Source organism: Neorhizobium sp. PAMB6716, assembly GCF_058242805.1.
The window spans coordinates 2,855,593-2,880,888 of the sequence record NZ_CM177835.1 but is presented as its reverse complement, the minus strand read 5'-3'; the positions used below and the strand labels follow the sequence as shown (position 1 = coordinate 2,880,888).

Below are 25,296 nucleotides of genomic sequence, written 5' to 3'. Positions count from 1 at the left end.
CTTTTGACAGGGACCCTCCGCACCATCTTGAAGGGGCGGGTTTTGCGGTGCACAATTGCCCCCATCAAAAAGGGGAAAAGCAGTCTTGTCGGAAAAGAAGGCAACGGTTCTTTCGCAGAAGAAAACGCTCGGCTTCTACAGCGCCGATCCCTCCCAGCATACGCTGCTGGAGGATAGCCAGGGTCTGCTCACCGGCGCGCTGGTCTCCGGCCTTGGCTTCTACCTGCTGAACCGCGTCGGGCTTTTGACCGGCGGCACGGCAGGTGTCGCCTTCCTCATCCATTATGCCTTCCACATCTCTTTCGGCCTGCTGTTTTTCATCGTCAACCTGCCGTTCTATTACCTCTCCTTCCGCCGTCTCGGCCTTGCCTTTTCGGCAAAGACCTTTCTGGCCATCGGCCTTGTCTCCGTCATCACCGAAATCGAGGGGCGTTTCCTCGTCATCGATTACCTGCACCCGTTCTGGGGCGCGCTGATGGGCGGGCTGCTGCTGGGATACGGGCTTCTGGCGCTTTATCGGCACCGGGCAAGTCTTGGCGGCGTCGGCATTCTCGCCATCTATATCCAGGAGCGTTTCGGCATCCAGGCCGGCCTCATCCAGCTTGCCTTCGATACGGGCGTCATGGCGGCAGCCTTTCTGGTGCTGGAGCCGCAGGTGGTGATGTGGTCCATTCTCGGCGCCGTCATCCTCAACCTGTTTCTCGCCATCAACCATCGCTCTGATCGTTATATCGTGGTGCGCTGATGGCAAAAACAGGCAGCGAAAAGACCCCGATCGGCCTCTGGGCCTCCAGCCCCGATCGCCATTCGCTCATCGAGGATTTTCAGGGCATCGCCGCCGGTTCAATGCTGGCAGCGCTCGGCGTCACGCTGCTCTCCTCCGCGCACCTGCTGATCGGCGGCACGGCCGGCCTTGGCTTCCTGTTGCGCTATTCCAGCGGGCTGAGTTTCGGGGTGGTGTTTTTCCTCATCAACCTGCCGTTCTACTGGATCGCCTATCGGCGCCTTGGTCTTGCCTTCACGCTCAAAACCTTTTCCGCCGTGGCGCTCACCTCGGTGCTGACAGAAGTGTTGCCCGGCCTGATCCACATCGAGGACATCCATCCGCTTGTGGCCGCTCTCTTTGGCGGGCTTTTGATCGGCACCGGCATGCTCGCCCTCTTTCGCCACCGCGCAAGCCTCGGCGGCTTCGGCATCCTGGCGCTTTATCTGCAGGACCGCTTCGGCTGGCGCGCCGGCTTCGTGCAACTGGGGCTCGATGGCGTCGTGCTGGCGCTCTCCTTTTTCGTTGCCACGCCGATGGTGATTATTTTGTCCATCCTTGCGGCGCTGACACTCAACCTCACGCTTGCGATCAACCACCGCACGGATCGCTATATCGTGCGGTGACAGCCTGTTCCGGAATTCTCTCGGGCGCGGCGAAAATGGTGATTTCGAGAACCGGAGCGGAGCGCACATTTGGCACGTGACACCGGAAGCACAGAAATTGCCATTTGCAGCCCGTCCGAGGGAATTGAGGGATAGGCTGGGACGCCCCTTCTCATTCCCGCGCGACACATTACCTTAGGCCTCGTGGATAACAGCCCTGCCGAACCCTTGAGCCAGACCGTCGATCTCCTGCCGCGCCCGTTCACGGACTGGTTTGCGCTGAAGGGCTGGAGCCCGCGCGCCCACCAGATGGAGCTTCTCGCGCGCGCAAGCGGCGGCGAGAACATGCTGCTGATTGCGCCGACCGGGGCGGGCAAGACGCTCGCCGGTTTCCTGCCCTCGCTCACCGATCTCACCCGGCGGGGCAAGCTTGCGCCGGGTGCGGCCTTTACCGGCGTCCACACGCTCTACATCTCGCCCTTGAAGGCGCTCGCCGTCGATATCGAGCGCAACCTGATGAAGCCGGTCGAGGAGATGCGGCTGCCGGTTTCGGTGGAAAACCGCACCGGCGATACGCCGCAATCCAAGCGTCAGCGCCAAAAGCTCAACCCGCCGGATATTCTCCTGACAACGCCGGAGCAGGTGGCGCTGCTGATCGCCAACAAGGATGCCGGACGTTTCTTCAAGGATTTGAAATATGTTGTGCTGGACGAGTTGCATTCGCTCGTCACCTCCAAGCGCGGCCATCTTCTGTCGCTCGGCCTTGCGCGCCTGCGCCGTCTTGCCCCCGGCCTCACCACCATCGGCCTGTCGGCAACCGTTGCCGATCCCATGGACCTGCAGCGCTGGCTGGTGCCGCAAAACGGCGGGTCAAACGATGCGCCAGCGCCGCCGGCCGGCCTCGTGCATGTCACGGGCGGTGCAGCACCCGATATCAAGATCCTCTCAAGCGAAAAGCGCATCCCCTGGTCCGGCCATGTCGCGACCTATGCCATCCCCGAGGTCTACGAGGAAATCCGCCGCCACAAGACGACGTTGATTTTCGTCAACACGCGCTTTCAGGCCGAGCTGATCTTTCAGGAACTCTGGACGATCAACGAGGACAACCTTCCGATCGCCCTCCATCACGGCTCGCTCGATGCCGGGCAGCGGCGCAAGGTGGAAGCCGCCATGAGCGCCAACCGCCTGCGCGCCGTCGTTGCCACCTCGACGCTCGACATGGGCCTCGATTGGGGTGATGTCGATCTGGTCGTCCATGTCGGTGCCCCCAAGGGCGCCTCGCGGCTTGCGCAGCGCATAGGCCGCTCCAACCACCGCATGGACGAGCCGTCGAAGGCGATCCTCGTGCCCGCCAACCGTTTCGAGGTGATGGAGTGCCAGGCAGCGCTCGATGCCAATTATCTCGGCGCGCAGGATACGCCCCCGGTCGGTGAGGGCGCGCTGGATGTGCTGGCCCAGCATGTGCTCGGCATGGCCAGCGCCGAACCTTTTGAGCCGCTGGAGCTTTTCGGCGAGATCACCAGCGCCTCGCCCTATGCCGAACTCTCCTGGGAAATGTTCGAGCGCATCGTCGATTTCGTCGCGACCGGCGGTTATGCGCTGCGCACCTATGAACGGTATGCCAAGATCCGCAGGACGAAGGAGGGGCGGTGGCGCGTCTCCAATCCGCAGATCGCCCAGCAATACCGCATGAACCTCGGCACGATCGTGGAAGCGGCGGAACTCAATGTGCGGCTCGTCAAGCGCGGCGCGAAAGCAGGGGCGATCGGGCGCGGTGGCATGTCGCTCGGCAAGGTCGAGGAATATTTCCTCGAGCAGCTGGTGCAGGGCGACACGTTCTTGTTTTCCGGCAAGGTGCTGCGGTTTGAGGGGATCCGCGAAAACGAATGCCTCGTCTCCAACGCCTTTTCGCTCGATCCAAAGATCCCCGCTTACGCCGGCGGCCGGTTTCCGCTCTCCACTTACTTGGCCGATCAGGTGCGGGCCATGCTTGCCGATCCCGCCCGCTGGCATGTGCTGCCCGATCAGGTGCGCGACTGGCTGGCCTTGCAGCGGGAAAAATCCATGCTGCCGGCGCGCGACGAACTGCTGGTCGAAACCTTTCCCCGTGGCCAGCGCTTCTTTCTCATCGCCTACTGCTTCGAAGGCCGGCTGGCGCACCAGACGCTCGGCATGCTGTTGACGCGCCGGCTGGAACGCGCCGGTGCCCGCCCGCTGGGTTTCGTTGCCACCGATTATTCGCTCGCCATCTGGGGCCTCAACGACATCGGCGAGATGATTGCGCGGGGGCGTTTGAGCCTTGCCGACCTGTTTGACGAGGACATGCTGGGCGACGATCTGGAGGCCTGGCTGGATGAAAGTTTTCTGCTGAAACGCACGTTTCGAAACTGCGCGGTGATTTCCGGCCTCATCGAGCGGCGGCATCCCGGCAAGGAAAAGACCGGCCGGCAGGTCACCGTCTCCACCGATCTCATCTATGACGTGCTGCGCAGCCACGAGCCGGACCATGTGCTTCTGGAGGCCACACGGCGGGATGCGGCATCAGGGCTTTTGGATTTGGCACGGCTTGGCGCTATGCTGGCGCGAATCAAGGACCATGTGGTGCATCGTCCGCTTGATCGGGTGTCGCCGCTTGCCGTGCCAGTCATGCTGGAAATAGGCCGCGAGCCGGTCGCCGGCGAAGCGCAGGATGCGGTGCTGGCAGAGGCTGCCGAGGATCTGATTGCCGAGGCCATGGGCTAGGCGGGGTCAACAGAGACGGGGAACGGCGGGACCGGGGCTCGCCACAGAAGACGACGATGATGAACCAGAGACTGGCGGTTGCCGCCGCAGACATCACGAGCCTTGCAGCCGGTGCCGAGATCCTCGTCAATGGCGTCGTGGCCGTCTGCGATCCCCTTGGCGGGCTTTACCTGCCGGATCATGGCGTGCTCGTCGTCTCTGATCTGCATCTGGAAAAAGGCGCAGCCTTTGCCCGGCGCGGCATGATGCTGCCGCCCTACGATACGCTGGCGACGCTCAACATCCTGTCGGCCGTCATCGCCCGCTACGATCCGAAGATCGTGATTTCACTCGGCGACAATTTTCATGATCGGCGGGGCTCGCAGTTGATGCCGCAGCCGTTTCGCGACACGATCAATGGCCTTGCGCGCGGGCGCGACTGGATCTGGATCAACGGCAACCATGATCCGGATGGCACGGTCGACCTGCCGGGCCAGTGTGCCGACGAATTCGTCTATGGTGGTCTCGTCTTCCGCCACGAACCGAGCCTTGTCGCCGGCAAGGGCGAGGTCGCCGGCCACCTGCATCCGTCGGCAACCGTTGGCCGGCGCGGCAAATATGTGCGCCGGCCCTGTTTTGCCACGGATGGCAACCGCCTCGTCATGCCCGCCTTCGGGGTGCTCACCGGCGGGATCGACCTCAAGCACAAGGCCATGCACGGCCTGTTCGACCGTGCCGCCCTCATTGCCCATCTTCTCGGCCGGGACCGGATCTATTCGGTCCGTTTCGACAGCCTGATCGGCTGACCCCTACTGGTAGGCCTGATTTGCCACCGCGCTCATGTCGAGCGTGGCACGCGCGATCTTCAAAAAGCTCTCCAGCGGGCAGGCGCCTTCCACCAGCTCGCTCTCGCAACCGGGAAGCGTGACCATGGCCTGCAGCGGCGGCGTTTTCGCGTCAAGCGTCGAAGCCTCGCGGATCTGGTCGAGTGTCGGGGCAACAAAACCAAGGCGCACATAGGCCTTGCCCGTCGCATCATGCAGCCGCTCAAAAGTCAGCGCGCCCGTTGGCGGTGTTTCATCGTCCACATAGGGTGGGATATGCCAGTGCAGCCCGAGAAGGGTCGCCACTTCCGCCTGCTGCGTGTCGCTTCCCATGAACAGCAGGAACTTTGCGTCCGGAGGGCCCTCGGTGCCTGTCGCCTCAGTCGTGCCGGCCGCCGTTGCGAGCAGGATCTGGTTCAGAAAATTGGAGGCATCGCGGCGCGCCAGATAGGGCACTCGGTTGCCCACGTCATATTTCCACTGGCGAAGCTCTGACAGGCGGATGATGTCGGCGGATGTCGAAGCCTTGCCGAAGGCCACCTGATCTGCCGGAAAGCCGTTGGCATATTGCAGCAGAAACACCTGAACCAGCGTGCCGGCTTCGGCAAGAGGTCCCTTGACGGAGACGCTGGCGGGTTTCTCGCCCTTGGCCTCCTTCATGTCGATCGTCCAGGGGCGATCCGCCATCGAGCAGGCACTCGTTTCGCAGCCGAGAATGCCATCAAGCTCCTTCATCAGCGGTGCGGCCTTCGCCTTCATCGCATCGAAATTGCCGCCGGCCGCGTCCAGAATGGCGGTCTTTGCCTGTTCGGGATCGATCGCGCCGAGGCTAGCATCGGAAGCGGCATAGAGCACGTCCACGTCACCGGTCTTGTTGAAACCCACGGCAAGGCCGCAGCCGGGGAACATGGTGGAGAGGATCACATTGCCCGTATCGATGGTGCGTTGGACCGAGCCATTTGCCCAGCCGAACACGTCACCGGGTGCCGGGCAGCCGCTCTGCGCCACAAGCCCCTTGTCGCGCAGCATGGACATTTCCCAGCCCGCCAGCTTTTCGGCAGCCTTTGCGCCATGCGCCGTCAGCATGCCATCCGCCACATCCCAGACCGGCCAGGCTTTCGCGGAATAGTGCAACAATTCCTTGCTGCTGGTTTGCGGGCGCACGCCGTGGCGCATGATGGCGATATACTTGTCCGGCGTCAGCGCTGCCCCTTGCGTGCCGGCGGCGGCAGCGGGCAGGGCAAGCGGAAGGCAAAGCGGAAAGCTAAGGGCAAGGCGAAGAGCAGATTTCCAGACCATGGAGGCTCCGGGAGGAAGATTGGCGGCGGGCCGCGTCGCGCAGGGGAGGCGCCATCCGGCGTCCTCCCGGCGTTCGCTGTAATAAGGTTACATGAACGTGCCGCGACAAATTTGTGGCCGAAATGCGCCCGTCCGCTCTCTTCCTCTGTGGCCATCTCTTTATGGTAACGCATGCGGCGAACGCGCCGGTTGCGAAGCGGCTTTCGTGCGGACTCAGCGTGGCAGCTTGGCAAAACCCTTGGCAAGGATCGGCCCTGTGGGACGCCCGGTCGGCGAGCCGCCGGCAGGTTCCAGCGTGATCTCATACAGCTGCGCATCCTGCGGGCGTGGCAGGGGTGGCGGCGCAAGTCGCGTCGAGCGGCCATCATCAAGCAGGCCGAGCGAGACCGGCCCCATCTCGCGCGAGGGAAGCGTCCAGACCTGCATCGTGCGGTCTGCCGGAACCTTGAGATCCTCGAGCAGTCGCACCACGGCGCGGTCGGAGCCGAAATCCTCAACCACCGCCTGCACGGCGCCGGCCTCGTTGACGAGTACAGCCACCACCAGAGGCTCCACGGTGCGGGTGAGGCTGAAGGCAAGGCCCGCCGCCATGAGGAGGCTGGCGGCCAGCCCGCCAAAGGCTGCACGGCGCCAACGGCTGGCGGCGCGGGTGGCGGCATTGTCGTTTGCCGCGAGAGGTGAGGCTTGCGGCGGGCTATCCGGGTTCATCCGGCTGTACGTATCGCCTGCCGGCGTCTCCTGCAGACGGGTTTCGATCCGCTGCCAGAGCGTGCTGCTGACGGGCACGGGCGTGGCCGTCATGTCGAGCGGCAGAAAACGATCGCGGGCGGCGGCCACGGCGCGTGCGAGGTCGTCGTTGCGCGCCATCTCGGCCTCCACGGCCAGTTCATCGGACCGTTCCAGCAGCCCCAGCATGTAATCGTCGGCGATGGCGTGGACATCTTCAAAGGTCATGCCATGCACTCCCGAAGGGCGGCAAGGCCGCGGCGGATCCAGCTTTTTGCGGTGCCGAGCGGCAGGCGCAGGCGTCCGGCAATCTCGCCATGGCTGTAGCCGCCGACATAGGCCATCAGAATGCCCCGGCGGCGGGTCTCCTCCAGCGTGTCGAGGCAGGCGCGCAGCCGGCTGTCGCGGTCAAGCGCCGCAAAGGCGGAAAGCACATCGTCCATCTGGTCGGCTTCCCGCATCGCATCCAGCCGCTCGGCATCGACCAGATCCTCGCGGCTGCCGTCGCGGAGCAGGTTGAGCGCGCGGTTGCGCACGATGGCGTGGATCCAGCCGCGCGCCGAACCGCGGTCGGGGCTATACTGGTGGGCCTTGGTCCAGATGTTGATGAAGGCCTCCTGCACCACCTCTTCGGCGAGGTCCCGTCGCCGGACGATCCGCTCTGCAATGGCAGTCAGGCGCCCGGCCTCGCGGTCGAAAATGCGCTTCAGCGCCAGCGCATCGCCGCGCGCACAAGCAAAAAGCTCCCGGTCCAGCCCGTCCGCTGCCATTTCCGCTGCCGCCAAGGCCTGGTCCTCCATCTCTTGCTGTCTCTTCCCAATACGCACGAAAGCCCTGTCGGGATGCAAGCGCTGCGAAAAAACTGAAAAAATATTTTTGGCCGCTGCATCCATGGGCCGGTCCCCGTGTGTCTAGGGGTTGGAGAGTGCGTTCAGGAAAACCCCGCCAGGGCGTGCTCTACCATCCATTTAACAACGGGAGACCGATGATGAAACTGACCAAGACCCTGCTTGTCGCATCCACCGTGCTTGCCGCTTCCGCCGGCTCTGTCTTCGCAGCGCCTGCCGTCGGGCTCGTCGGTGAAAAGACGCTGGTGATGTTTGATACGCAGACGCCCAAGGTAACCGAAACGCTCGAAGTCGAGGGCGTCCAGAGCCTTGTCGGCATTGATCTGCGCCCCTCCAACGGCACGCTGGTTGGTGTCACCCCGGAAGGCGTCATCGTCACCATCGATCTCGAAACCGGCCGCACGACGGAACTTGCGCGCATGGACAAGCCGCTTGCCATCGGTGAAACGCCTGTCATCGTCGATTTCAACCCGGCTGCCGACCGCCTGCGTTTCATGACCGGCACGACCAATCACCGCGTCCACCCCGATACCGGTGCCGTCACCGTCGATGGCAGCCTCGCCTTCGAGGAGGGCGACATGCACAAGGGCGAGACGCCGGCCATCGTTGCCGCCGCCTATACCAATTCGCATGGCAAGCCGGAAAAGACGGCCATGTACAATATCGATGCCACTATCGGCGGGCTGATCCAGCAGACCAAGCCGAACGATGGCACGCTGAAGGCCGTCGGCAAGCTTGGCCTTGCCGCCACGCCGTCCACCTATGCCTTCGATATCCAGACGACGGCTGACGGGACCAATACCGCATGGCTTGTGGCTGATAATGTCGTCCACACCGTCGATCTTAAAACCGGCAAGGCGACCAAGTCCGGCGAAATCACCGGCGCAAACCGCTCCGTGCGCGACATTGCCGTGCTGCCGGCGATGTAAGCTGGCGTCTTTATCTCGAAAACAGGACGCCGGGTGCCAGGCACCCGGCGTTTCCGCACTCAATCCTTGCGGAACATGATGCTGGCGCCCCAGCCGGTGATGAGCGCCACAAAGACGCTGAACAGGCCATAGGCCAGCGGCTGCTGGTGTGCCGCATCGGTAATGGTCTGCTCAAGACCGGTCTTCACCACCCGCAGGGGCAGGTCGCGGCTCTGGATCAACTCGCCGCTCTTGAACAGATAGGCATGCACCACATGCACGCCATCCGGCACATTGGCCGGCAGCCGCAGTGTGGCGCGAAACAGGCTGGGGCTGACGAAACGCACGCCGCTCGTATCGCGCTGGTAAAGGCCGTTTGAGAGCTTCAGGCGACGGTAGGCCTCGCGAAACTCGGTAATCTCGGTGCCATTGCCCACAAAGCCGGTGGGCGAGAGTGTCAGGTGATCGATGCCGACGCCGAGGCGGTTGAGCGAGGGCGCGGTCTGGATATCCTCAAGCTGGCGCGTGCTGGCGATGGAATAGGATTCCGGCACCTGCTCGAAGGTCATGGAATCGGTGTTCATCCATATGCCGAACACACGCTGCTTGCGCCGCACGGTCGCATAATCCACCGGGCCTTCCAGCGTCACCACCACATCATATTGGCCGATAGCGAGAAACAGTTCGTCGGCATTGTTGAGCGCCCCGAACACGGTGAGATCTGCGCCGCGAAAATCCGAGGTGATGGCGATTTCGCTTGTGGAGGTGCCGATTTCCAGCCCCTCGCGCACGGCTGATGGCCCCTGGCCAAGCGGCACCTGGGCCTTTGCCGTCTCGGCAAGCAGAAGGAAGGGAAGCAGCAGCAGGAGCGCGCGGATCATCGGTTGCCAAAGCCTCCGACGGCGATCGAATAGATATCGGCCGGCGTCACCACGAGATCGATCGCCAGCCGCAGGCCAACGGCCAGCACCAGCAGGCCGAGAAGCGCGCGCAGCTGTTCGCCGCGCAGCTTCTGGCCGACACGCACGCCGTACTGCGCGCCGATGACGCCCGCCACCATCAGGATCGTAGCGAGCACGATATCGACGGAATAGTTCGTCGCGGCCTGCACGATGGTGGTGTAGGCGGTGACGAAAATGATCTGGAACAGCGATGTGCCCACAACGACATTTGTCGGGATGCGCAGGAGATAGATCATCGCCGGCACCATGATGAAACCGCCGCCGACGCCCATGACGGAGGTGAGGATGCCGATGCCGAAGCCCAGCGCCACAACGGGAATGGCCGAGAGATAAAGCTTCGATTTCTTGAAGCGCATCTTGAGCGGCAGCCGATGGACCCAGTTGTGATGGCCCGGACGTTTGAGCGGCAGCGCCTCGTTGCGGGCGGCCCGGCGCATGGCGCGCAGGCTTTCCGCCAGCATCAGGCTGCCGATCGTGCCGAGGAACACGACGTAGAGCAGTGAAATGATCAGGTCGAGCTGGCCGAGCCGCCGCAGCCAGGAAAAGATCCACACACCGACGGTGGCTCCCGCCAGACCCCCGATCAGCAGCACGCTCCCGAGTTTCACATCCAGCGTGCCGCGGCGGAAATGGCTGATGGCACCGGAGACGGAGGAGGCGACGACCTGGTTTGCGCCGGTTGCCACGGCAACCACCGGGGGAATGTTGTAGAAAATCAGAAGCGGCGTGATCAGAAACCCGCCGCCGACGCCGAACATGCCGGACAGAAAACCGACGGCTGCGCCCATGCCGAGAATGATGAAGATGTTCACCGACAGCTCTGCGATGGGCAGATACACAGTCACGGGCGTTCCTTAAGCAGAAATGGCTCCGCCGTCGCGGGCGGCTTCGCGAGGGACCACCCGTGCGGCGCATGAAATCGACGGTCTAACCGGACGCTGTCACGCACCGGTGCTAGGCTTCCGTCATGCGCTGCCGCGTTTTTCGAGTCAATTGAAAAGCCGCGGAAAACAAGGATTTCGGCCCGCTGTGGCGGATCGGTTTCGGCCTTGTCTCAGGCTCCCTGCACCTTGTTCTTTTCCAGAAGCTTGCGCACCAGCGCTTCGGAAATATTGCCGTCTTCGGCAAGCCCGTTGCTGCGCTGGAAGGCGCGAATGGCCGTGACCGTCTTTTTGCCCATCAACCCATCCGGCTGGCCGGCGTCATAACCGTTGCGGTTGAGGATCGCCTGAATGTTGCGGATCGCCTTGCCCATGTCGATGCCGGCGGCAGCATCTGCCCTGGTTGACCAGTCGGCGGGAATGTTGGTGCCGTTTGCCCTGGCGTCCAGCGGCTGCTGTTTCCAGTTGGCAAGCCGTGCCTTGGCGCTTTCCAGCTGCGCCGGCTTCAGCGCATTGGCCACTTCATCGCGTTTGGCGGCGGCATCGCGGTCGCCGCCATTGGCGGCAATGGCAAACCACTTGTAGGATTCTTCCAGGTTCTGTTCCGCGCCATTGCCGCGTGCAAACAGGATCGCGAGGTTGAACTGGCTGTCGGTAATGCCAAGATCGGCGGCGCGGCCGAACCATTCGACAGCCGCCCGGTAATCGGCGCCTCCCGTGGCGCCGGAGGCGTAGAGCACGGCCAGATTGTGCATGGCGCCGGCATTGCCGGCATTCGCCGCCTGTTCGTAGAGGCTGACGGCGCGGGTAAGGTCCTTGGTGACCCCGGTTCCCTTCTCGTAAAGGCTGCCAAGGCGGTATTGCGCCGGCGCAGAACCGCGGTCGGCGGCAAGGCGATACCAGCGGGCAGCCTCTGCCGGATCGGCTGCGACGCCCTGTCCCTCGGTAAAGCGTGCGCCGATCTCAAACAGCGCCTGCGGATTGCCCTCTGCTGCGGCATCGGCCAGCGGCTGCGGGCCAAGACCTGCGGGAACGACGATCTCGGCAGCACCGGTGCTGTCCATCGGGGCTGCGGCTTCTACGGGCAGGGACTGCCTCACCACATCCGGCTGCGGTGCCGGCTGCACTGCGGCAACCTCGGCCGGTGTCGTGGCATTCGCGGATGCTTCGGCCGGCGCCTGAAGGCCAGCGCCTGGTATTGCGTATGTTTGCGGTGCCGGGGCGGCAACCTGCGCCGCAGCGGGTATTGCGGCCGTTCCAGTTTCGGAGACAGCCGGCGCCACAAGCTTCTGGGGAGCGACGGCTGCGACATCCGACGTCGCTGCTGGGCGGGTTGCCTCGCCGGTGGTGATGGATGCGGCGGGCGCCTTTTCGCTGCGTGTCAGCGTGTTGAACAGCGGCATGGCCATCAGTGCCAGAAGCACGGCGCCAACCGCCATCAGGATGGGGCGGCGGTGGCGCGCAAAGGTGGCGCGAACCCCGGAAGGCGCGGTGATCCCGTTTGCGTTCCCCTTCGAAACGGTGTCCGCAGGGGCCTGCCCCATTTCCAGCGCCGCAGCCTTTGCGGCCCGGCGGGCAGCGGCGATATAATCCATCCGCTCGCCTTCGGTGCCATCAGGCGCGCTTTCGCCCTGTCTGGCTTCAGCTGCCAGGGCAGCGTCGGCAGCCGCTTGCGTGGCGCGCACCCGCTCAAGGATCTTGCGCACATCAGGCGTACCCGAGCCCGGCTCCAGAAGGGCGTTGTCGCCGCTCTCGTCGGCCTCGTCGGAAGCAACTGCTGTGCCGGGATCGAGCGAAGGGGTGGGGTCTACCCGCGTGCGCTTGTTCTTCTGGGCCGATGCGCGCCCGGATCTGCGAAAGCGCCTGGAAAGGCCGGAAAGAAGGCCGCCACGGGCAGTGTCTTTCCCGTTTGTGGCGTCGCTCTCGTCGGCGTCGGGTTCCATCACGGCAGGGCTGCCGGCCGTTTGCGCCATCAACTGCTCGTTGGCACGCGCCAGCATGCCGCGCGGCTCGCCCGCTTCGGGTGTCGTCGGGGCAGGACCTGTTTTTTGCTGCGCCATCGGCGGGCGCACGGCGGTCTGGGTGTCCGTCCGGGGGGGCGCAAGCGGCGCCCCGCCAAACAGCGCCGTCTGCCGCTCGCCCATCCGGCCTTCCATCCGGCCTTCCATGCTGTCCAGCCGCTCAGCAATCTCGTTCAGCGTGCGGTGCAGGCCAGTGAATGTCTGCTGCGTGCGCTCTTCCGAGCCGCGTGCGAGTTCTTCAAGATGGCGCAGGTCTTCGGCCAGCGCCAGAAGCGTTGCGGTATCGGGTGTCGCATCGCTGCCGGTGCCGCGCCCGTTGCGGGAATAGGCCTCGATCACGGTTTCGGCGGCCTGTCGGGCGGCCTCCAGCACATATTCGTCGCTGGTCGCCATATAACCTTCGATGGCGGCCATGCGCTGGTCAAAGTCGTCGGGAAGGCTTGCCTCGCGCCTCGGCTCGCTCATCAGGCTGGAAAGATGGGCGATCTGTTTTTCGAGGCCAAGAAGCGAAAGGCTGTCGCCCTGCGGCGCGGCACTTGCCTCTTCCAGGCGGGCTGCAATCTCGTCCAGCCGGATTTCCAGCCGCCCAAGCCCGATATCGGAGACAACCGGCGCGGTGGCGAGAGTGTCGATCCGATGGGTCAGATCCTCCAGCCGGCGGCCAAGGCCGTCGCTTGTGTGTTCGCTTGCCAGCGCCTCGATCCGGGCGGTGAGATCGGCCAGCGAGCCGGCAATGTTCTGCTGCGGCCCGCGGGCAAAGAACTCGGCCAGTTCCTCCAGCCGTTCTTCCAGCCGGTAGGCATCCTGCACATGGGCAAGGCTTTCGATCTTGTCGTGAAGACCGATCAGCCGTTCCTCCAGGCGACGCAGCGCCTCGTGTTCGGCCGCTTCGTTGCGCGGGCGGGTGTTGTTGGCGGCAACGGCGCGGCTCAGCTCGTCCAGCCGGTAGTCGATATGGGAAAACTGGCCGGACACATGTTCGCTCTCCAGCGGGCGCTGGGCAAGGTCTTCCACCACGGCGGCCAGCATCAGCACCTTGTCTTCGAGCGTGCGGATCGCCGGGCTGTCGGCCATGGTGCCAAGCTCGGCCTTCACGCCATCGATGCGGTAGGCGAGCGCGATCAGTTCCTTCTGGATGCCGCTCGCGTCAAATTCCTCCAGCCGTTCTTCCACGGCGCTCCAGCGGTTTTCCATGCTGTGCAGGCTGTCCTGGCGGGCAAGGCCATCGATCAGCGCGCGAAGGTCATCCAGTTCGCCGCGCAGGTCGGAGGCGGCAGACGGCGTGCGGCTGGACAGCATGTCGATGCCATCGGCCAGCCGCGCCAGTTCGTCGCGCAGGTCCGCGCCGAGATCGCGGCCATCGGCAAAACCGCGCATGGACTGCACGTCATCGCGCAGCGCCTGCATTTCGCGGGCAATGTTTTCGGAAATATCCTGGCGCAACTCGCGCCGCAAATCATGCAGCGCCTGGGCAATGGTGCCGGTATTGTTGCTTTCTGCGGCCGGGCGCGGGCTTGGGCGGGTGTCCAAGGCGCGGGCAAGGGCCGAAGCAGGGCTCGGGGCATGGGCTGGGCGGCGCGGTTCGACGGGTCTCCCCTCGTCACGGCCTTCGCTTTCCCGGACCGGCTGGGCGGGCAGACGGGGCGCAAAATCGGCGCTGGCGGTGCGGCGTTCGCGGGCGGCATCCAGCATACGCTGGCGCTCGCGTATTTCGGCCAGCGCATCGGAGTGCGGGCGGGCGGGCGGTTCGCTCACAGGCATTCGCGGGGTCGGCTCAGATGGCAGAGGTGCCGCCTTTTGCGCCTCGCGCGGGGTCGATGCCTTCAGCAGGCCTTCGATGCGCGCTTCCAGTCCCTCGATGGTACGGTTCAGCGCATCGAGAGAAGAGCGTTCTCCGCGGGCGTTGGTGTTGAGGCGTGATCCGTTCATCTTCTACTCGTTTTGCTGCGCACGTCGCGTTGCATCGGATGGATCCGTCCAGCCACTGGTCAAGGCATGCCTGACGGCGCCTCTTTCAGCCGGTTGCACCATGGACGTGGTCCCATGGCTGAACTTTTCCGCGTCTGGCACCGTCCCTGCCCAATGACCGAAGCACTGCTGCCACGGCGTTCCCCATCATTTCGCGAAACGTAGTTAATACCGTGTTAAGAGAGAGCAAAGTTTTAACGAAGTTTGCACAGCGTGCCGGAAACGCCGCAATTTGCGGCTTCAATGACGGCAATTTCATCGACGCAGAGCGACAATTTATTCCATTGACGTTTACGCGCACGTCAATATTTTATACGGTCATGAATGCCGGTTGATCCGGCCGCCGATTTGGAGGAGTTCGCGAAAATGCCCGTCTACAAGGCCCCGGTCACCGATACGCTGTTTATCCTGAAAGACGTGCTCGGCATCGAGCGTTACAACAACCTGCCGGGCTTTGCCGATGCAACGCCTGATATGATCGAGGCCATCACCTCCGAAGCCGGACGCCTGTCCGAAGAGGTGCTGTTTCCGCTCAATTACTCCGGCGATCAGGAAGGCTGCGTGCGCGCCGACGATGGTTCGGTGACCACGCCAAAAGGTTTCAAGCAGGCTTATGATGCTTATTGCGAAGGCGGCTGGATCGGCCTTGCCGTGCCGGAGGAGTTTGGCGGGCAGGGCCTTCCCTACACGCTGCATGCCGCCGTCGGCGAATATACGTCTGCCGCCAACATGTCGCTGATGATGTATCCGGGCCTGACGCAGGGCGCCATTGCCGCCATTCTCGTCCACGGCAGCGATGAGCAGAAAAAGACCTATCTGCCGAAAATGATCGAGGGCACGTGGTCGGGCACCATGAACCTCACCGAACCACATTGCGGCACGGATCTTGGCCTCTTGCGCACCAAGGCGGTGCCGCAGGGCGATGGCTCCTATAAGCTGTCCGGCCAGAAGATTTTTATCTCCGCCGGCGAACACGACATGACGGACAATATCGTCCATCTGGTTCTCGCCCGCATCGAGGGTGCGCCGGCGGGCACCAAGGGCATTTCGCTGTTCATCGTGCCGAAGTTTCTGGTCAATGAGGACGGCTCGGTCGGGGCGCGCAACGGCGTTGCCTGCGGTGCCATCGAGCACAAGATGGGCATTCACGGCAATGCCACCTGCGTGATGAACTATGACGACGCCACCGGCTACCTGATCGGCGCGGAGAACAAGGGTCTGAACGCCATGTTCGTCATGATGAACGAGGCCCGCCTCGGCGTCGGCCTGCAGGGGCTTGCGATCTCCGAAATCGCCTACCAGAACGCCGTCGCCTATGCCAAGGATCGTCTTCAGGGTCGCTCGCTGTCAGGCCCCAAGGCGCCGGAAAAATCGGCCGATCCGATCATCGTGCATCCGGATATCCGCCGCACGCTGATGACCATCAAATCCTTCAACGAGGCCGGCCGCGCCTTCATGTTGTGGACGGCGCTGAAATCCGATATCGCCCACCGCTCCTCCGATGCCGCAGAACGCCAGGCCGCCGATGATCTGCTCGGCCTTGCCACCCCGATCCTGAAGGGCGTGATGACCGACAAGGGGTTTGACCATGCGGTGATGGCCCAGCAGGTCTATGGCGGCCATGGCTATATCGAAGAATGGGGCATGAGCCAGTATGTCCGTGATGCCCGTATTGCCATGATCTATGAGGGCGCCAACGGCATCCAGGCGCTCGATCTGGTTGGCCGCAAGCTCGCGCTGAACGGCGGCCGCGCCGTCATGGCCGCCTTCAAGGAAATCGGCGATTTCTGCGAGGAAAACCGCGAAAACGAAGCCATGGCGCCCTATACCAAGGCGCTGAAGAAGGGGCTCAACGACCTGCAGGCCTCCACCATGTGGTTCATGCAGAACGCCATGGCAAAGCCCGACAATGCCGGTGCCGGCTCTACCGATTACATGCACCTCTTCGGCCTCGTCATGCTCGGCTACATGTGGGCGAAGATGGCGAAATCCGCGCAGGATCTTCTGGCCGAAGGCGACGAGCGGGATGATTTCCTCAAGACGAAGCTTGTCACGGCACGCTTCTACATGGACAAGATCATGCCGGAAACGGCGCTTCGCAAGGTCCGCATCGAAGCCGGCTGCGACACGTTGATGGAACTGGCCGCCGAAGCGTTTTGATGGTCCATTCTCCCCTCGGGGAGAAGGTGGCCGAAGGCCGGATGAGGGGGCGGCAGGCGAAAGCGCCAATGGCCCCCTCATCGCCTCGCATGCGCTCGGCACTTCTCCCCGCTGGGGAGAAGGGAGAGATGGAAAATTTCAGGCGCCCCGCGCGCCCAAGGGAGAGACACAATGACCGAAGTCTATATCTACGACCACGTGCGCACGCCGCGCGGCCGTGGCAAGAAGGATGGATCCCTGCACGAGGTGCCCTCCGTCCGTCTCGCTGCGAAAACGCTGGAAGCCATCCGCGACCGCAACGGGCTCGACACGGCAACCGTCGATGACATCATCATGGGCTGCGTCGATCCGGTCATGGATGCCGGCGCCGTCATCCCCAAGGCTGCCGCCTTCGAGGCCGGCTATTCGGTGAAGGCTCCGGGCATGCAGATTTCTCGTTTCTGCGCGTCGGGTCTCGATGCCGTCAATTTCGCCGCCGGCAAGGTCATGGCGGGCTCGGATGATATCGTCATCGCCGGCGGTGTGGAATCGATGTCGCGTGTCGGCATGGGCATGTCCGGCGGCTCCTGGTACATGGACCCTTCGGTGAATTTCCCCGGCTATTTCATGCCGCAGGGGGTTTCCGCCGATCTCATCGCCACAAAGTATGGCTTCTCCCGCGATGACGTGGATGCCTATGCGGTTGAAAGCCAGAAGCGCGCCGCACACGCCTGGTCAAACGGTTATTTCTCCAAATCGGTCATTCCCGTCAAAGACCAGAACGGCCTGACCATCCTCGACCGCGACGAGCATATGCGGCCCGAAACGAACATGCAGTCGCTGGCAGCGCTCAATCCGTCCTTCCAGATGCCGGGCGAAATGGGCGGTTTCGAAGCCGTCGGCCTGCAGGCGCATCCGGAAGTCGAGCGCATCACCTATGTCCACCATGCCGGCAATTCCTCTGGTATCGTCGATGGCGCCGCCGCCGTTCTCGTCGGCTCGAAAGCCGGTGGTCAGTCCATGGGCCTGAAGCCGCGCGCCCGCATCCGCTCCTTCACCAATATCGGCTCTGATCCGGCGCTGATGCTGACCGGCCCGGTCGATGTCACGGAAAAGCTGTTGAAGCGCACGGGCATGTCGATCTCCGATATCGACCTCTTCGAACTCAACGAGGCCTTTGCCGCCGTCGTCCTGCGCTACTGCCAAGCCTTCGACATCTCCCACGACAAGATGAACGTCAATGGCGGCGCGATTGCCATGGGCCATCCGCTCGGTGCCACCGGCGCGATGATTTTGGGTACCGTGCTCGACGAACTGGAGCGCCGCGATCTCAATACCGCGCTCGTCACCCTTTGCATCGGCGCGGGCATGGGCACGGCCACCGTCATCGAACGCGTTTGATGGCGAGGCCCCCTCATCCGCCTGCCGGCACCTTCTCCCCGCTGGGGAGAAGGGGGCAGGAGCCGCAGCGCTTGCGGATCGCCTCTCCCCTCGGGGAGAGGGTCGCCGAGCGAAGCGGAGGCGGGGTGAGGGGGCGATACGCCCATCGGCACAATTTTAAGGGAAGAGGTACCCCATCATGAGCACCTACAAGAATTTCACCATTGAGACCGACGCAGACGGCATTGCCCTCGTCACCTGGGACATGCCGGACAAGTCGATGAACGTCTTCACCGTCGAGGTGATGCAGGAAATCGATGCCATCGTCGATGCCACCGTCAAGGACGAGGCCGTCAAGGGCGTCGTCTTCACCTCGGGCAAGTCCGCCTTTTCCGGCGGTGCGGATCTCACCATGATCCGCGGCATGTTCACGCTTCTTCAGGAAGAGCAGACGAAAAACCCCGATACGGCCATGCAAAAGCTGTTCGAGGAGGCCGGTCGCATGACCTGGCTGTGGCGCAAGATCGAGACGAATGGCAAGCCGTGGGTGGCCGCCATCAATGGCGTGTGCATGGGCGGCGCGCTGGAACTGTCGCTGTCGTGCCATGGCCGTGTGGTCTCGAATGCCAAGTCCGTCAAGCTCGCGCTGCCGGAAGTCAAGGTCGGCATCTTTCCGGGCGCCGGCGGCACGCAGCGTGTGTCGCGCCTTGCCAACACGCAGGATGCCCTGCAGATGATGACGACGGGCCAGACCCTGACGCCCGCCCGCGCCAAGGCGATGAACCTCGTGCATCAGGTGGTCGAGCCCGACCAACTTGTTGCTGCCGCCAAACAGATGATCAAGGACGGCCTGAAGCCCGTCGCCCCTTGGGACGAAAAAGGTTTCAAAGTCCCCGGCGGTGGCATCTGGACACCGGCCGCTGCCCAGCTCTGGCCGGCCGCTCCCGCCATCCTCCGCCGCGAAACCGCAGGCAATTATCCAGGCGCGCTTGCCATCCTCAAATGCGTCTATGAAGGCCTGCAACTGCCCTTCGATACGGCACTGAAGGTCGAGCAGCGTTATTTCACACAAATCCTGCGCACGACAGAAGCGTTTTCGATGATCCGCTCGCTGTTCATTTCCATGCAGGAACTGGGCAAGGGTGCTCGCCGCCCCGCCGGCATCGAGAAAAAGAAGCTTTCGAAAATCGGCGTCGTCGGCGCAGGCTTCATGGGCGCTTCCATCGCTTATGTGACGGCCGCCGCCGGCATTGCCGTCTCGTTGATCGACCGGGATGAAGAGGCCGCCGCCAAGGGCAAGGCGCATTCGGAAAAGCTGGTGGCAGACCAGATCGGTAAGGGCCGCATGACCAAGGAAGACGGCGAAAAGCTGCTCTCCCTCATCACCCCCACCGCCGATTATTCCACCCTGTCGGATGTTTCGCTCGTCGTGGAAGCCGTCTTTGAGGACCGTCAGGTCAAGAAGGATGTCATCGAAAAGGTCGAGGCCGTGCTGCCGGAAGGCGCGATCTTTGCCTCCAACACCTCGACGCTTCCGATCACCGGCCTTGCGAAGAATTCAAAACGTCCAAAACAGTTCATCGGCGTGCATTTCTTCTCGCCGGTCGAAAAGATGATGCTGACGGAAGTCATCCTGGGCGAGGAAACCGGGGATGAGGCTCTGGCCGTGGCGCTGGATTACGTCGCCCAGATCAAGAAGACCCCCATCGTTGTCAACGATACCCGCGGCTTCTACGTCAACCGCTGCGTCTTCCGCTATATCAACGAAGCCTATGACATGCTGATCGAAGGCGTGCCGGCCACCATGATCGAAAATGCCGCCAAGATGGCGGGCATGCCGGTCGGGCCTCTGTCGCTCAATGACGAGGTGGCCGTTGATCTCTCCCAGAAGATCATGAAGGCCTCGATTGCCGATCTCGGTGAAGCCTCGGTCAAGCCCGCGCATATGGCGCTGGTCGATAAGCTCGTGAACGATCTCGATCGTCGCGGCCGCAAGAACACACGCGGTTTCTACGATTATCCGGCAAAGCCCGCGAAAAAGTCTCTTTGGCCGGGCCTCAAGGATCTCTATCCCCAGAAGCCCGCCTCCGAGGTCGATGTGAATGTGCTGAAACAGCGCCTTCTCGTCACCATCGCGCTGGAAGCGGCCCGCACCATGGAAGAGGGCATCGTGACGGACCCGCGTGAGGCCGATGTCGGCTCCATCCTTGGCTTCGGCTTTGCGCCCTATACCGGTGGCACGCTGTCCTACATCGATGGCATGGGCGTGAAGACGTTTGTGGCGCTCTGCGAAACGCTGGCCGGGCAATACGGCGAGCATTTCAAGCCGACGCCGCTGCTTCTCGACATGGCTGCCAAGGGCGACACGTTCTACACGCGGTTCGATCCCTATGGCGCGGCGCAGAAGGCGGCGTGATCCGCATCGGACTTTATTGGATTAGTGGACAGGCTCCGAAAGGGGCCTGTTTGCCGTTTCAGGCACACCTTTCCTTGGCCGCCCCAAATTGTCCTTCCGGTTACCAAGCCTGTTCACGGCTGGCTGAGCAATTTCGTGTAGTACAGCGGGCAACCGGTGCGCTTCAGACTGTGCCGACACGCCGGCCTCTCTTTCCACTCAGCCTCTCTTCTCACAAGGATCACGTTCCGTGAAGAAAATCATTGTCGCTGCCGCTTTCGCAGCCATGCTGTTTCCATCTGCGTCCTTCGCTGCCATGAAAACCCTGGTATTTCCGAGCGATGCTCCTATTGCCAGCATCTCGATCCCCAAAAGCTGGGGTCCGGAAGAAACCGAAAGCGGCATCCAGGCAACCTCGGATGACAGCGCGATCTATCTCGCCATCGATATCGCCGATGAAAAGACCAGCGACAAGGTGATCGATGATGCCCTGGCTTTTCTGAAGGAGGCCGGTGTCACCATAGATGGGTCGTCGCAGAAGCAGTCGGAGGAGATGATCAACGGCATGAGCATGTCCAATTTCGACTGGACGGGCACTGACAGGGATGGGCCGGTGAATGTTGGTCTGTCGGTTCTGTCGCCCAAGCCCGGCAAGCTGCTGCTGATCACCTATTGGGGCACCAAGGGCGAGCAGGAGAAGCACGGTGACGAATTGCTGGCGATCATCTCCTCGCTGAAGCCGGCTCCCTGAAACCGCGTTCTGCGGATCGTTCCGGGGCGCCTCGAACACAAGCTTGGTGCCCGGCGGCGCACCCATTTGCGGTGCGCCGCCGGGACAATTCATGCCCCCAGCAGCAGCCGCGCGGCGATGGGCACGATCAGAGAGGTGGCAATGGCATTGAGTGCCATGGCGATACCGGCAAAAAGGCCGGCTGTAGGGTCCACTTCATAGGCGCGGGCCGTGCCGATGCCGTGCGATGTGAGGCCGACGGCAAAGCCGCGCGCGGCATAATCGCGGATGCCCATACGGTTCATCAGCGGCGTGACGATGAGGGCGCCGATAATGCCGGTGAGGATCACCAGCACCGCCGTCAGCGAAGGATTGCCGCCGAGCGACGAGGAGATCGCCATGGCAACGCCCGCCGTTGCCGATTTCGGCAGGAAGGAAATCATCATCTCGCGCGGCAGGCCAACCAGCGTTCCAAGCACCACGACGGAAAGCACGGCGGCAACGGACCCCACGGCAAGCGCCACCCCGATCGGTGCCAGAACGCGCTTCACCTCATCCCATTGCAGGTAAAGCGGAACGGCAATGGCAACCGTTGCGGGTCCGAGCAGGAAATGTACGAACTGCGCGCCGGCAAAGAATTTTTCGTAAGGGATGTGAAACACTGTCATCACCGCCGACAGGAAGATGACCGAGGTGAGAACCGGGTTGACCAGCGGATTGCGCTTCAGGCGCACCGACAGTTCGGAGGCGGCAATCCAGGTGCAGACGGTCAGTGTCAGCCAGATCAGCGGCGAGGTGGAAAGGTAGACCCAGAGATCGACGGGACTGCGCATCAGGCTCCCCACTTTCCATCGAAGAACCGGCGTGCGGCGATGAAGGTCCAGACGGTGACGGCAAGGGTGAAGGCGGCCGAGGCGATCAGAACCACCGCAATTGGGCCAAGCTGCGCTTGCAGGACGCCCCAGAGCGATACGATGCCGACACCGGCCGGAACGAACAGCAGGCCCAGATTGGACAGAAGTGCACCGGCTGCCCCTTCCACCTGGGGAAAAGGCGCACGTCCCGTGCGCCGGCCGAGCTGGAGGGCGAGAAACAGCAGAACCAGCCCGACAACAGGTCCGGGAACCGGCAGTTTGGTCAGGAAAACAAGGCTTTCGCCAAGGAGCTGGAAAAGAAGAAGAGCCGCGATGCCGCGTAACATGATGGTCTCCGACGGGGTGTGAATGGCGCGAGACTAGCCCGGTTGCGGGAATACGTCACGCATCCCCCGGTGGGAGGGCAGCGATCCTGCCACACTTATGAGAAGAGGCGGAAATGCATCGTGAAGGCTCACGTTTTCCTGTTGCGGTTTCGGTGGCGCCTGCGATAGTGGTATCTGTCGCATTTCTACATAAGAAACAGTCGCATACGGCGTGGGGCACACAGTCGGAATTGCCAAAGCGCAAGGCCGCAAGGGGGATGGATGTTCATGGGAAGCAAGGGCGAGGCACCCTCGCGGGCGGCCTTGGCTTTCAGCCGGCTTGCCGCGCGAGACAATCGCGTCGTGAGCTTGCTGTCGCGCCTGCCTGCCTTCCGCTCCACCACACAGCAATCGACTGTGCGGGAGAAGGTTTATGCCTACCTGATCTCGCTGGTTATCGCAGTCATTGCCGTTGCCTTACGTTTCCTCGTGGATGATTACCTGCCGCCCGGTTTTCCTTACCTGACGTTTTTCCCGGCCGTGATCCTCACCGGTTTCTGCTTTGGCATCTATCCGGCCCTCATGAACACGATGATCTGCGGGCTCGTCGCCTGGTACTGGTTCATTCCGCCGGTGGCCTCCTTTGCCCTGACGGTTCCGGCGATTACGGCACTGGCGTTTTATTTCTTCGTCATCGCCATCGATCTCGGCCTCCTGCAATTGCTGCTGGCCGCCTACGGATCGCAGGTGCGGGTGCGTGATGATCTCGCTTATAACCTGCAGCTGCAGCAGCTTGTCTCGGAAGAGGTGGATCACCGGCTGAAGAACCTGCTGGCCACCACCAGTGGCCTGATCGCCCTGTCGCAGCGCCATGCCACGACCCCGCAGCAACTGGGCAGCCAGTTGCGCCAGCGGGTGCAGGCCATGGGCCATTCCATCACGCTGCTGCGCGGCTCGCTGCATGGCGGCAGTGCCGATATCCGCGAGGCGATCCTTGCCGCGCTGGAACCGCTCGGTCTGTCGGAAGGTGAGAGGCTGGCATTCGAGGGGTCAAGACTCAACCTCAACGGCGCCACCATCATCTCGCTCAGCCTCATCATCCACGAGCTTGGCACCAATGCGTTGAAATACGGTGCACTGTCGCAGGATGTCGGGCAGATCGTCGTGTCTTGGCACCGCCGTTCGGCAGAGGGGCAGGATCCTGCTGAAGCTGGCGACCTCATCGATCTCGTCTGGCGCGAACAGAACGGTCCGCCGGTTGCCCTTCCGACAAGCCAGGGATTTGGCACCGATCTCGTGCGCCGCATGTCGGCAAGCCTCGGCGGCGAATGCCGTCTGTCCTATGAGCCGACAGGGCTCGTCGTGCATTTCGAGATGCGCGCGCAGAACGTTCAGGCCTGATCGTCATAGGCGCCGCCAAACGCGCTTCGGTTATCCACTGCCCGCAAGAGTAAAACGGCGCCACCGTTGCCGGTGCCGCCGCTTGATCACGTGTCTGGCCTCTTTGCTCAGGCGGTCTTGGGCGCCGTTTTGGAGGCGAGGACCGGTTTGGGGGAAAGTCCGACCTTTGATGTATTCGCCTTGGCCGTCTGGGGGGAAGCACCGCCGGCGTCCAGCGTCAGCCACTTGTCGCGTTCGCGCCACAGGGCAGGGATCGCGAGAAGGCCGATGCAGCTGAAGGCGATCATCGTTTTCGTCACTTCCGAAAGCTCCGGCGTGCGGCCATCGAAATAATAGACCGCGTAGACGATGCCGACATGCCAGACATAGACATAAAGCGAATGGCGACCGAGCAGCTGCAGGAATTTGAGCGAGAGCACCCAGATGATGCCGTTTGCAATGCGCTGCACCCATTGCGCCTTGTGTTTCGGTCCGGCAATCACCATCCAGGTCAGAAGCGTTGCGGCCGCGACGAAGTTGATGAGGTAAACCGGGCCAAAATCGGCGCGGATTTCCATCGTGGCGAACTTGCCCGCCAGTTCAGCCGGCATCATGCCATGAGCGGTCATGATGCGCAGCGGCAGGAAGAAACCGCAGATGAGCACGCAGATCGTCGGAATGAACGTATTCTCAGGCGAAAAGATCTTACCCCAGTTGATGCGGTTGAGCGACGTCAGCGCCCCCAGCACCAGGCCGGAATAAAACACGATCTGCCAACCGAGCAGGTTGAACGAAGCGCGAATACCCTGGTCGTCCGGCCGCATGAAAAAGCTGTTGATCGGATCAGTAACGATCTTCTGCAGGCCAAGCTGTCCCGCCATCCAGAGGATCAGGGAGCCTGCCATGACATGCGCCCACTTGCCGTCGATGACGAGCTTCACGAGGATCGGCGCAAACAGCATGTAGATGATGTATTGCGGCAGGATATCCATGAAGGTCGGCTGGAAGACGAAACTCGCAATGGCCGCCAGACGCCACGGATCATCAAACGTCGTGTAGCCCAGCCAGTTGTACCAGATGTAATAGGCGCCCGGCAGCACCATCTGGGCTGCCAGCACGCAGATCACGATGCCCATGGCATAGCGATACAGCTCGAAAGCGCGCGAATAGATCGCCTGGCGACCCGCGGCATAGCCGTTTTTCGCCATCTTGCGCACATAGACCATGCCAATCAGCAGGCCCGACAGGAAAACGAAACCTTGCGCATCTTCCACAAAGGCGAGCTGGTTGTGATTGATGTTCACCAGCCAGTAGCCGCCTGCAAAGATCAGGTGGTTGATCAACATGAAAACGAGGAAATATCCCCGCATACCGTCAATGAGGTCATAACGTTTCATCGGTCGCGTCTCCGTCTCGTAGCGTCCGAAGGCTCGCGCCGGTCGGTCCGTGATGCCTCTACGGGCAGGAAGTTTGGCCATTTAACGCGGTTTAAGCGGGGCGGTTCCCGCAGCGCAACACTTCTTGTAACGAAGCGATTGTCACAAATACGGCATTAACCAGAAATGA

The 25,296-nt window shown here is 62.6% G+C and carries 19 protein-coding genes; 10 read left to right on the top strand and 9 right to left on the bottom strand.

What is annotated here, in order from left to right:
- The first annotated feature begins 85 nt into the window (after window positions 1–85).
- The 4 genes from AC4CWH_RS14015 to pdeM all read left to right on the top strand — a co-directional run bounded on the left by AC4CWH_RS14015 (window position 86) and on the right by pdeM (window position 4,895).
- The gene (locus tag AC4CWH_RS14015) at window positions 86–745 is read left to right on the top strand and encodes a YitT family protein (protein WP_491319207.1); all 660 of its coding nucleotides are present in this window, start codon (window positions 86–88) and stop codon (window positions 743–745) included.
- On the top strand, window positions 745–1,389 hold the full coding sequence (locus tag AC4CWH_RS14010) for a YitT family protein (RefSeq protein WP_491319206.1): 645 nt from the start codon (window positions 745–747) through the stop codon (window positions 1,387–1,389). Before AC4CWH_RS14015 ends, AC4CWH_RS14010 begins: the two co-directional genes overlap by 1 nt.
- Window positions 1,390–1,596: 207 nt before the next feature.
- Window positions 1,597–4,110, top strand: coding sequence for a ligase-associated DNA damage response DEXH box helicase (locus AC4CWH_RS14005; RefSeq protein ID WP_491319205.1), 2,514 nt, complete (start codon window positions 1,597–1,599; stop codon window positions 4,108–4,110).
- A 56-nt stretch (window positions 4,111–4,166) separates the two neighbouring features.
- Window positions 4,167–4,895, top strand: coding sequence for a ligase-associated DNA damage response endonuclease PdeM (gene pdeM / locus AC4CWH_RS14000; RefSeq protein ID WP_491319204.1), 729 nt, complete (start codon window positions 4,167–4,169; stop codon window positions 4,893–4,895).
- A 3-nt stretch (window positions 4,896–4,898) separates the two neighbouring features.
- On the opposite strand, the gene AC4CWH_RS13995 is transcribed toward pdeM, so the two are convergent.
- The 3 genes from AC4CWH_RS13995 to AC4CWH_RS13985 form a co-directional block, all read right to left on the bottom strand.
- Window positions 4,899–6,212 (bottom strand): histidine-type phosphatase, encoded by a 1,314-nt coding sequence (locus AC4CWH_RS13995; RefSeq protein ID WP_491319203.1) that lies wholly within the window; start codon window positions 6,210–6,212, stop codon window positions 4,899–4,901.
- Window positions 6,213–6,425: 213 nt separating this feature from the next.
- On the bottom strand, window positions 6,426–7,166 hold the full coding sequence (locus AC4CWH_RS13990; RefSeq protein ID WP_491319202.1) for an anti-sigma factor: 741 nt from the start codon (window positions 7,164–7,166) through the stop codon (window positions 6,426–6,428).
- The gene (locus AC4CWH_RS13985) at window positions 7,163–7,738 is read right to left on the bottom strand and encodes a sigma-70 family RNA polymerase sigma factor (protein WP_491319201.1); all 576 of its coding nucleotides are present in this window, start codon (window positions 7,736–7,738) and stop codon (window positions 7,163–7,165) included. The genes AC4CWH_RS13990 and AC4CWH_RS13985 overlap by 4 nt, the downstream gene beginning before the upstream one ends.
- Window positions 7,739–7,926: 188 nt before the next feature.
- Here AC4CWH_RS13985 and AC4CWH_RS13980 point away from each other — a divergent pair, with 188 nt between their 5' ends.
- Window positions 7,927–8,715 (top strand): DUF4394 domain-containing protein, encoded by a 789-nt coding sequence (locus AC4CWH_RS13980; protein WP_491319200.1) that lies wholly within the window; start codon window positions 7,927–7,929, stop codon window positions 8,713–8,715.
- A gap of 59 nt (window positions 8,716–8,774) precedes the next feature.
- Here the strand turns inward: AC4CWH_RS13980 and AC4CWH_RS13975 are convergent, their stop codons facing one another.
- The 3 genes from AC4CWH_RS13975 to AC4CWH_RS13965 form a co-directional block, all read right to left on the bottom strand.
- Window positions 8,775–9,575 carry a TIGR02186 family protein gene (locus AC4CWH_RS13975; RefSeq protein WP_491319199.1) on the bottom strand — a complete coding sequence of 267 codons (801 nt, stop codon included), beginning with the start codon at window positions 9,573–9,575 and terminating at the stop codon, window positions 8,775–8,777.
- The gene (locus tag AC4CWH_RS13970; protein ID WP_491282660.1) at window positions 9,572–10,501 is read right to left on the bottom strand and encodes a sulfite exporter TauE/SafE family protein; all 930 of its coding nucleotides are present in this window, start codon (window positions 10,499–10,501) and stop codon (window positions 9,572–9,574) included. Before AC4CWH_RS13970 ends, AC4CWH_RS13975 begins: the two co-directional genes overlap by 4 nt.
- Before the next feature lie 209 nt (window positions 10,502–10,710).
- Complete coding sequence (locus tag AC4CWH_RS13965; protein WP_491319198.1) at window positions 10,711–14,487, bottom strand: peptidoglycan-binding protein; 3,777 nt, start codon at window positions 14,485–14,487, stop codon at window positions 10,711–10,713.
- 405 nt (window positions 14,488–14,892) lie between these two features.
- Between AC4CWH_RS13965 and AC4CWH_RS13960 the strand changes: the two genes are divergently transcribed.
- The 4 genes from AC4CWH_RS13960 (at window position 14,893) to AC4CWH_RS13945 (ending at window position 21,191) form a co-directional block, all read left to right on the top strand.
- Entirely contained in the window at window positions 14,893–16,686 is a 1,794-nt protein-coding gene (locus AC4CWH_RS13960) for an acyl-CoA dehydrogenase C-terminal domain-containing protein (RefSeq protein WP_491319197.1), read from the top strand.
- Between the two features lie 171 nt (window positions 16,687–16,857).
- Window positions 16,858–18,066, top strand: a complete 1,209-nt coding sequence (locus AC4CWH_RS13955) for an acetyl-CoA C-acetyltransferase (protein WP_491319196.1) — start codon at window positions 16,858–16,860, stop codon at window positions 18,064–18,066.
- Window positions 18,067–18,244: 178 nt separating this feature from the next.
- Entirely contained in the window at window positions 18,245–20,461 is a 2,217-nt protein-coding gene (locus AC4CWH_RS13950; RefSeq protein ID WP_491319195.1) for a 3-hydroxyacyl-CoA dehydrogenase NAD-binding domain-containing protein, read from the top strand.
- A 229-nt stretch (window positions 20,462–20,690) separates the two neighbouring features.
- A complete protein-coding gene (locus tag AC4CWH_RS13945; protein WP_491319194.1) occupies window positions 20,691–21,191 on the top strand; it encodes a histidine kinase in 501 nt (166 codons plus the stop codon).
- 89 nt (window positions 21,192–21,280) lie between these two features.
- On the opposite strand, the gene AC4CWH_RS13940 is transcribed toward AC4CWH_RS13945, so the two are convergent.
- Both AC4CWH_RS13940 and AC4CWH_RS13935 read right to left on the bottom strand, forming a co-directional pair.
- Window positions 21,281–22,003, bottom strand: a complete 723-nt coding sequence (locus AC4CWH_RS13940; protein WP_491319193.1) for an LrgB family protein — start codon at window positions 22,001–22,003, stop codon at window positions 21,281–21,283.
- Window positions 22,003–22,371, bottom strand: coding sequence for a CidA/LrgA family protein (locus AC4CWH_RS13935; RefSeq protein WP_491319192.1), 369 nt, complete (start codon window positions 22,369–22,371; stop codon window positions 22,003–22,005). The genes AC4CWH_RS13940 and AC4CWH_RS13935 overlap by 1 nt, the downstream gene beginning before the upstream one ends.
- 261 nt (window positions 22,372–22,632) lie before the next feature.
- On the opposite strand from AC4CWH_RS13935, the gene AC4CWH_RS13930 reads away from it, so the two are divergent.
- Window positions 22,633–23,751 (top strand): sensor histidine kinase, encoded by a 1,119-nt coding sequence (locus AC4CWH_RS13930; protein WP_491319191.1) that lies wholly within the window; start codon window positions 22,633–22,635, stop codon window positions 23,749–23,751.
- A gap of 107 nt (window positions 23,752–23,858) precedes the next feature.
- Here the strand turns inward: AC4CWH_RS13930 and AC4CWH_RS13925 are convergent, their stop codons facing one another.
- Window positions 23,859–25,127, bottom strand: coding sequence for an OpgC family protein (locus AC4CWH_RS13925; RefSeq protein ID WP_491319190.1), 1,269 nt, complete (start codon window positions 25,125–25,127; stop codon window positions 23,859–23,861).
- Between the last annotated feature and the right edge of the window lie 169 nt (window positions 25,128–25,296).